Source organism: Lyngbya aestuarii BL J (assembly GCF_000478195.2).
Classification (GTDB): Bacteria; Cyanobacteriota; Cyanobacteriia; order Cyanobacteriales; family Microcoleaceae; genus Capilliphycus; species Capilliphycus aestuarii.
Genome location: NZ_AUZM01000209.1, coordinates 1 through 1378, shown reverse-complemented (window position 1 = coordinate 1378; position 1378 = coordinate 1). Strand labels below are relative to the sequence as shown.

At 44.6% G+C, this 1378-nt stretch carries 1 protein-coding gene; it reads right to left on the bottom strand.

Translation table 11 applies throughout. From position 1 onward, the window contains the following. Window positions 1-986: TldD/PmbA family protein (locus M595_RS27560; protein WP_023069856.1), on the bottom strand; the 986-nt coding region annotated here is incomplete at its 3' end. Between the last annotated feature and the right edge of the window lie 392 nt (window positions 987-1378).

Genomic DNA, 1378 nt, shown 5'->3' with positions numbered 1-1378 from the left:
CGTGTGCTCTTCCGATCTGTTTCCCGAGAGTGTAGACGACCTACTAACGCCCCATCTTTGATTAATTGTGTTGTTGTTCCGGGTGTTCCTTCATCATCGTAAAAATAGCTTCCCCGGTGTCCAGGAGGTTCCGCCCCATCAAAAATTTGCAGGTTTTTCGGCCCAAACTGACGCCCCAAAGTCATCACTTCCAATAAGTCAGGGTTCTCATAGGTCATATCCGCTTCCGAAAGATGACCAAACGCTTCGTGAACAAATAAACCTGTTAAAATCGGATCAATGACTACAGTGTAAGTATTTCCTTTAACGGGAGGAAGATCTAGGGAATTCACCGCCCGTTGCGCTGCACTCTGAACTTGAGTATCAAGGTGAGTTAAATCTTCATAAGCCCGACGTGATCCAGTGGTTTCCCGTCCTGTTTGTACGGTTTCCCCATTGCGGGCTGTCGCTGCGAAGCGCATTTCCATATCTACCCAAGCTTGTTCGAGGAATGTTCCTTCAGAAGTGGCTAGGAGAATACGCTGGGTGCTGTCATTGTAACGAACTGAAATCGTGGTAATGCGGGAATCAACACTTCGCAGAATATGGCCATAGCGATCGCAAAGTTCTTTCTTTTGCGCCAGAGGAACTTGACGGGGATCGGTTCCAGTTAAAGGTAAAATCCGAGTTTCCTGTACAATCGGAATCGGTGCGAGTAGGGTTTCTTCCTCACCGATGAGTTTCGCCGCAGTAATGGCTTGAGAAACTTGCTTCTCTAAACCTTCGAGTCGATTAAAACTCGCAAAACCCCAACCCCCTTTATGACAGGCGCGAACTTGTCCACCAATTGAAAGGCCTTCGCTGAGGGTTTCAATGCGATCGCCTCTGAGTAAAATATCCGTTTCTTCAGCTTCTTCGACTCGAATTGCTAAATAATCGACCTGAGAACGATAGCGTTTAATTAAATCAGCCAGTACATTTTTGAGATCCGTGAGCAAAGTGGGCATAATTTTGAAGCAACGTTAACAGTATGTTCCTACTATTTTGTATCAGACTATGGGAGGTCGTGAGGTCGTGAGGCCACCGAAAAAACAGTAAAAGCGGTGATTGCGACTAATTGGTTCGGTTCTACGAATCTCCAAGTCGTCTCGATCTAGATATCCTGAGAGTCAGAGGGGATGCTAAGAATATTAAAAAATAGCGTCGAAGGTTCAGTCTTCCAACTTCTATATTAAAAATTAAAAGTTTATATTGGGTAGGCTGGAACTGAGTTAAGTTAACGATAAAGTTTTTGCAGTTTTTGAAGTCAAAGGCAGGAAATGACCGTGAACCAGCTTCTACCAACCATTAGTGAAATTTTAGCGCGTCAAGGGTTAGAAAGTTCTCTAGATTTCTATCA